Raw genomic sequence first — 6,352 nt, 5'->3', positions numbered from 1 at the left:
GCGAATCTGCTCTGCAACTCAGCATAGGTCTGCGTCACCGGGAATTGCGGATACTCCTTCGGCAGGTGGTCCGGTGGCCGAAAGAAGAAGCCTGCATCCGCCTCTCCCAGCATAGCCGTGTCGTTGTACGCGTCGCCGGCTGCCATGGTGAAGAAATTCAGCGACTTGAAAGCGGCAACGGAGTGTTTTTTCTGGTTCTGCATCCGCATGTGATGCGCCAGGATCTTACCCGATTGATCGATATCCAGCTGATTGCAGAAGAGTGTGGGAAATCCGAGTTGGCGCATCAAGGGCAGGGCAAACTGATAGAACGTGTCGGAAAGAATGATCACCTGGCAGCGTTCCCGCAGCCAGCGCACAAATTCCGGCGCGCCGTCCAAGGGTCCCATTTTGTCGATCACGTCTTGTATGTCCGCGATCGTGAGTTTGTGTTCGTCGAGGATAGACAGTCGTTGTTTCATCAGCGCGTCATAATCCGGCATCTCACGGGTTGTGATCTTCAGTTTTTCGATGCCGGTCTTCAACGCGACGTTGATCCAAATCTCCGGAACCAGTACACCTTCGAGATCCAAGCACACCAGAACGGGTTTGTTCATACTTTCTCCTTGTCGTTAGGAAGGCATGTGCTCGCACCAGCCTGTCGGCCTTTGCCTCTAGCCCTTCGCCTTTTGCCTCGAGGCAAATTCCTGGCTGAGAAACCGCCACATCTTGTCGAGCATCTCGTCAATCAGGCTCGAGCCCTTCCAGGTCTGTGAAGATTCTGTCCGGTGCTGTTCCGCCCAATCGATCGCCAGCGGGAGTGGGATCAGACGAGGGGATGAGCCCGTCAAGCTGCCCCAGACGAGCCCTAGCACGGTGCCGATCCTTACCGGAACAGGAAGAGGATGCACCGGATTTTCCGCAATATTCTCGCAAAGCTCAGCCGGGGAGGTCACCAGGAGTTCACGGCAAGCTGCCGGCCTGGCTTCGTAAATCGAGCAGAGTTCGTTTTCGAGGAACGGACAGGGCATCCGCAACGCGTAATAAGCCCGGTTGATCGGGTCGAGTTGTTCATCCGACAGCGGCGAGGTTGACTTGGCGATCTCTTCAAGTTGCTCAAGCAGACCCTGCTGTTTGAGGGCGATCTTTGCCTCTGAGAGGCGGTGCATAATCCGCTCTCCCCTATCGGTCGGAAGTTGCTCGACATAGTCCCGCAATGAAAACGCTTCCGGCGGCGACAGCGGCACCATCATACGGCAGCAGGCGGCGCACCCCATGCTGCAGGAGATCGAACGGCCCTGTTCTACGGCTCGGCGTTCTTCGAGCTGCATGGCTTCTTCCCCGAGACGGCGTGTGACGGGCACGATCGCCGTGATCGGCACGAAGCCTGTCGGGACGTCGAGCGCGGTAGTCAAGCGCCCGGCCGGTGTGTTGAGAGCGATTTCAAATCGTTCGACAGTGCCCATTGCCATTGCCTTTTGCCCCTGGCCCCACGCCGATGCTCGAAGAGCATCATAGTGAAGCCTCGATGAAGGGGTCAACCGGTGTCGTCGTTGAACAGAGCACGCCTTGCGCCTTTTTCAATAGATCCGCATAATCGCATCGGAGGGTATCTTATGGCGCTATCCGGCCACGTGGTGGGACTCCTGAAGGAATACATGCATGACCTGGTTGCGCAAGCGGAGCAGGAAGCGAGAGCCCATGAATCCTTCGGGTTTGCCGCTGCTCCCTATCGGTCGGACGAGGCGATCTCAGATCTCCTCGCGATTCTGGACGATCGAATCGAATCCGAGGGGCTGCAGGTTGGCCTGCCGGAGAACTTCCTTCATGACATGTGGGCCCTCTGTAATGAGGCACGTGCAGAGGTGGCGGAAAAGGTCTGGTTGGCCGGCAACAGCCAGGAGAAACCGCCTTCCAAAGCGATGGTCCGTAAATTGACTTACCGGGCCCTCATCGACTTTCTCGAATCGAGGAATAGATGAACAGATTTTTGAGTAGCCAAGGGGGTTTTCTTACCCTCGCTGCCGCCGGGGTGCTGTTGTCGGCCTTTGGGATGACGGCGAAACCGGACATGATCGAGCAAGGGAGCCGGTCTTCGGATAAAGCTATCGATCTGGTACCGGTCGTCACGCAGGGGCTACAGTCTCCTCTTTTTCTTACCCATGCAGGAAACGGATCGGGACAACTCTTTGTGGTCGAGCAACCGGGGACGATTCGACTCATCGACCGAGGCGTATTAATAGAGAAGCCCTTCCTGGAGCTGCGCGATCGCGTGTCGGCAAGGGGTGAGCAGGGGCTGTTGGGGTTGGCGTTCCACCCTGGCCATCGACGCAACGGCCGTCTGTTCGTCAATTACACTCGAAAGAGTGACGGTGCAACGGTCGTGTCGGAGTTTACCCGCCGGAATCAAGAGCATCAGGTTGCGGCATCGACGGAACGAATCCTCATGGTCGTACCTCAGCCCTATTCCAACCACAATGGAGGGATGGTCGCGTTCGGACCTGATGGTCATCTGTATATCGGATTAGGTGATGGGGGTTCAGGTGGTGACCCTCAGAATCGCGCGCAGAATTCAGATGAATTGCTGGGGAAGATCCTTCGGATCGACGTTGATCGTGGCCGTCCCTACGCGACCCCGGATGACAATCCCTTTTCGGGAGGTGGAGGGAGCCCTGAGATCTTTGCGCTCGGTTTTAGAAATCCGTGGCGGTTCTCATTCGATCGGGAAACCGGAATGCTGTGGTTGGCCGACGTCGGCCAGAATAAATGGGAAGAGGTGGATCTCGTCACCGCCGGAGGCAATTACGGATGGCGGGTCATGGAGGGGACCCATTGTTACGATCCCGACCGTGACTGCAATTCTGATGGGCTCACGTTTCCCATTGCCGAGTATGGGCATGAACAGGGACGTTGTTCGATCACAGGCGGGTACGTGTATCGAGGGCGGTTGATTCCATCGCTCCGGGGCACCTATCTCTTTGGCGACTACTGTAGCGGGGAGATTTTTGCCGTAACTGCCGGCGCTGATCACAAAAAAACGTCCGCCGTACGGATTCTTATGCGAACAGGGTTCCGGATCTCTTCCTTTGGTGAAGATGAAGCCGGAGAACTGTACCTCGTCGATCACAACGGAGGGGTACACCGGTTGGCCTCGACCCAGCTGAATCCGAAGGATCAATAGCCGGATCGCACGTTGTTCTGGTCACATCCATTTCAATTAATGGAGGAACGAACTTGAAGAAACGGCGATATTGGCTCATGAAATCTGAACCGAGCGCATTTTCTATCGAGGATCTGGCCCGCTCGCCGAAGCAGACGACGTCCTGGGACGGTGTACGGAATTATCAAGCCAGGAATTTCATGCGCGAGATGGCCATAGGCGACCGGATTCTCTTTTACCATAGCAATGCCGACCCGCCTGCTGTGGTTGGCATCGCTGAGGTCTGCAGAACCGCCTATCCGGATGGGACACAGTTTGATCGCCGCAACAAACACTATGATCCGGCCAGTTCGCCGTCGTCACCTCGTTGGGCCATGGTTGATATCAAGTACAAATCGGCATTCTCGACCGGCCTTTCGCTCGACCGATTGAGAAAGGAACCGAAGTTAAAGGGAATGGTTTTACTCCGGAAGGGGTCGAGATTGTCCGTTCAGCCGGTTACTGACGAGGAATGGAAGACCATTTTGAAATTAGCCGGATCGGCGGCGTAGAGCTTACGTTAGTACTCAAAAAGGTGAGGCTTGCGGGCTGAAGTTAGGTTTTTGCCTTTCCGTTATCCAGATGACGGTGTTGCCAGTCGAGCCAGGCATGTCCCAACTCGTGGGCAAGGATGTAACGGCGTCTCGTCACCGGCAGACGCTTTCTCACGTAAATGGTTTTGGTGGAGTCGTCCCAGATGCCATCGGCATTCGGATCTCGCCGATCCATCTCAGAGTCGGATAACTGCCGAACCGAGATCCGATAGCCGAAGGGAAGCACGACTTGAGCAGGGATTCGCAACATCGTTCACGCTCCATTGGCTATCAGACTACCACAAAAAGTTTCCGGAAAGAACTCAAGAAACACTAGATAAATCAATGTGTTATGGTCTCCATCCTGCTTGTGAATAAGAGTCATTTATAGGGTCTGTCTCTTCAGTTTTCCCGTGGTTTGATGTGAGACATGAGGGTAGTTTCTCCCAGTTGTGCCACTAGGAGGAACGAAGTAATTCCATGGTTGCCGATGAGGAACTGATCTGAACAGGGAGGTTTATAGAGTAAATATTCCTAAGCGGGGCGCATAGGGCTGCCCACAGGAGGACCAGGAAGATACTAGTGGTCAGTAACCCAACGATTAAGCGCCATGCCCACTACCCACCAGACCGCAATAGCCCAATAGGCAAAAAAGAATGACACCCATGGCGAAACTTCTCCCATTGCTACCTCTCAAGGATGCGCCTTCAGATTTTCTATCATTATTTCTTGCGCGAGCCGTGGGTTCTTAAAGCTGTCCCCCTTCACTTCTGTGTGTGCGCCCCCGGAACTCGTAGTGCCCTAAACGTGTTCCTATGCTACGGCGTCGTCTACGGTTAATTCTCCAATAGACTCCCCATTGTTCCAATCCACAGAAAAGGGGGTGTGCGTCTGCATTATTCCCCTCTTCAGAGGAATAGTCGGCTCGTGGTATCAGCGGAGGACCCGCGCTTCTCGGACGGTTATCGAGTGAGGCCCCCTGTTAAGCAGGCGCCTTCACAGTCCGAGTTGTCTCAAGAGCGCACCGCCAAAATTAATCGCGCTTCGTTCGTTCCCCAAGTCCGGCCGTAACTCCCTGCCTGATTCTGCTCCCCCTCTTTTTTAGGTTCCCGATGACACTTCAGAGGAGTAGGCAATCGGCCGATTCCATTATAGCGTTGGTCATAACAATGACTGACTTCAAATTCTCCAGCATACAGAACCGCAGGAGGCAAATATGAAGGGCCACATAATTCAGTGGGGAAGAGTTGCCATGATTTGTATTATGGCAGGGTTATTTGCTGCATGTTCAAGCGGCGGCTCTGGTGCTAATGAAACAACGACCACTGCCAACCCACCGGCGACGACAACCACCGCAAACAACGATCAAGATGGTGATGGCATTTTGGACGCGGACGATCTCTGCCCGACAGTGTCGGGGCCGTCTTTTAACGGCGGCTGTCCGGTCAGTTCGAGCGATGCCGATGGCGATGGGACACCAGATACGGTGGATCAATGTCCTCTGACAGCTGGGCTGTCGACGAATGGCGGCTGTCCTCTGGGCGTGAATGACTCGGATGGGGATGGGATTCCGGATACGACGGATAATTGCGTTCTTCAGCCGGGACCCTCTAGCACACAGGGCTGTCCGGTCAGTCCGACCGATAGCGATGGGGATGGCACGCCGGACTCTGAGGATAAGTGTCTCCTGGTCCCCGGCGCTCTCTCTAATGAAGGCTGTCCCGTCAGCAACACCGATGCAGACGGCGATGGCGTACCGGATACGACGGATGCATGTCCGTATGTCGCTGCGCCGGGAACCGCCAATGGATGCCCCGTGGCCGATACAGATGGAGACGGAGTGTCCGATGATGATGATGCTTGCGACACAGTGCCGGGACCGGCCACTAATCAAGGCTGCCCGGTACCGACCACCGATACAGACGGTGATGGAGTACCCGACTCAAGTGATCAATGTCCGACTCAAGTTGGACCACCGAGCAACTACGGTTGTCCGTCCGGTAGCCAACAGTATCGGACGCCGAACGATACAACAGTGACGCTGACGACTGATCAGTGGGGCAACACCACGTTTGTCATCACCGTCGGCTCGACAACATACACCGGCACCTACACAACCCTGAAGTCCGGGTTTGATGAGCTGTACTGCACAGGGACTCCAGCCTGTCGTGGCTATGCCATCAAAATTGCGGACAATGTGATCGCGTTCTGGTGGACTGATCTCAATGATCCGCTGCACGCGATCTCCCTTCCGACGGTCGCGATCGTGCAGGGGACGTGTCCGATCCAGGGGGCAAACTACAATTTCGTCCGGCTACCCTCGGACATGCAGAAGCAACTTGGCTGGGTCCCAGGGGACAACGGATCTGGACGAGACGACATGACAGTAAGTGGCACCAACATCGCATTCAACATGCGGTACGTCACCTTTGTGCCGAGTTTCAATGGTCCCTGGCTGGAGGACAAGTATTCGTGCACAAACGGGATCGTTTATTCCGAAGCTGGGGTGAGCATCAGCAACTCCTCGAGCGGATTGCAGGTGAGAGACGATGGAGCCGGCAACGGCGGCTCCTTGGGCCTCTTGCGGCCTGACGAGAGCTTAGCTCCCGCCAGCAGTCCAGAGTTTTTGCAATCACGTTTG

At 55.4% G+C, this 6,352-nt stretch carries 7 protein-coding genes; 4 read left to right on the top strand and 3 right to left on the bottom strand.

Features of this window, described 5'->3' with window-relative positions:
• A partial coding sequence (thrH, locus tag ACWVCN_RS09685; protein ID WP_455245411.1) for a bifunctional phosphoserine phosphatase/homoserine phosphotransferase ThrH occupies window positions 1-596 on the bottom strand: 596 nt, incomplete at its 3' end.
• 57 nt (window positions 597-653) lie between these two features.
• Complete coding sequence (locus ACWVCN_RS09680; RefSeq protein WP_455245410.1) at window positions 654-1,451, bottom strand: YkgJ family cysteine cluster protein; 798 nt, start codon at window positions 1,449-1,451, stop codon at window positions 654-656.
• Between the two features lie 144 nt (window positions 1,452-1,595).
• On the opposite strand from ACWVCN_RS09680, the gene ACWVCN_RS09675 reads away from it, so the two are divergent.
• From ACWVCN_RS09675 to ACWVCN_RS09665, 3 genes are read left to right on the top strand one after another with little or no spacing between them, the layout of a single operon-like run.
• Complete coding sequence (locus tag ACWVCN_RS09675) at window positions 1,596-1,961, top strand: hypothetical protein (protein WP_455245409.1); 366 nt, start codon at window positions 1,596-1,598, stop codon at window positions 1,959-1,961.
• Window positions 1,958-3,160 carry a PQQ-dependent sugar dehydrogenase gene (locus ACWVCN_RS09670; protein WP_455245408.1) on the top strand — a complete coding sequence of 401 codons (1,203 nt, stop codon included), beginning with the start codon at window positions 1,958-1,960 and terminating at the stop codon, window positions 3,158-3,160. The genes ACWVCN_RS09675 and ACWVCN_RS09670 overlap by 4 nt, the downstream gene beginning before the upstream one ends.
• Window positions 3,161-3,213: 53 nt before the next feature.
• Window positions 3,214-3,690: an EVE domain-containing protein gene (locus tag ACWVCN_RS09665; protein WP_455245406.1), complete on the top strand. Its 477-nt coding sequence runs from the start codon at window positions 3,214-3,216 to the stop codon at window positions 3,688-3,690.
• A 43-nt stretch (window positions 3,691-3,733) separates the two neighbouring features.
• Here ACWVCN_RS09665 and ACWVCN_RS09660 read toward each other — a convergent pair whose 3' ends face one another.
• Window positions 3,734-3,982, bottom strand: coding sequence for an ImmA/IrrE family metallo-endopeptidase (locus ACWVCN_RS09660; protein WP_455245404.1), 249 nt, complete (start codon window positions 3,980-3,982; stop codon window positions 3,734-3,736).
• A 945-nt stretch (window positions 3,983-4,927) separates the two neighbouring features.
• On the opposite strand from ACWVCN_RS09660, the gene ACWVCN_RS09655 reads away from it, so the two are divergent.
• Window positions 4,928-6,352: thrombospondin type 3 repeat-containing protein (locus ACWVCN_RS09655; RefSeq protein WP_455245403.1), on the top strand; the 1,425-nt coding region annotated here is incomplete at its 3' end.

The organism is Petrachloros mirabilis (assembly GCF_975968855.1).
The sequence above is the reverse complement of the archived record's forward strand: the minus strand, read 5'-3'. Positions and strand labels throughout refer to the sequence as shown.

Coding starts and splice junctions, on each gene's coding strand:
- ACWVCN_RS09680 (WP_455245410.1), bottom strand. CDS start 1,451: ATGGCAATGGGCACTGTCGAACGATTTGAAATCGCTCTCAACACACCG.
- ACWVCN_RS09675 (WP_455245409.1), top strand. CDS start 1,596: ATGGCGCTATCCGGCCACGTGGTGGGACTCCTGAAGGAATACATGCAT.
- ACWVCN_RS09670 (WP_455245408.1), top strand. CDS start 1,958: ATGAACAGATTTTTGAGTAGCCAAGGGGGTTTTCTTACCCTCGCTGCC.
- ACWVCN_RS09660 (WP_455245404.1), bottom strand. CDS start 3,982: ATGTTGCGAATCCCTGCTCAAGTCGTGCTTCCCTTCGGCTATCGGATC.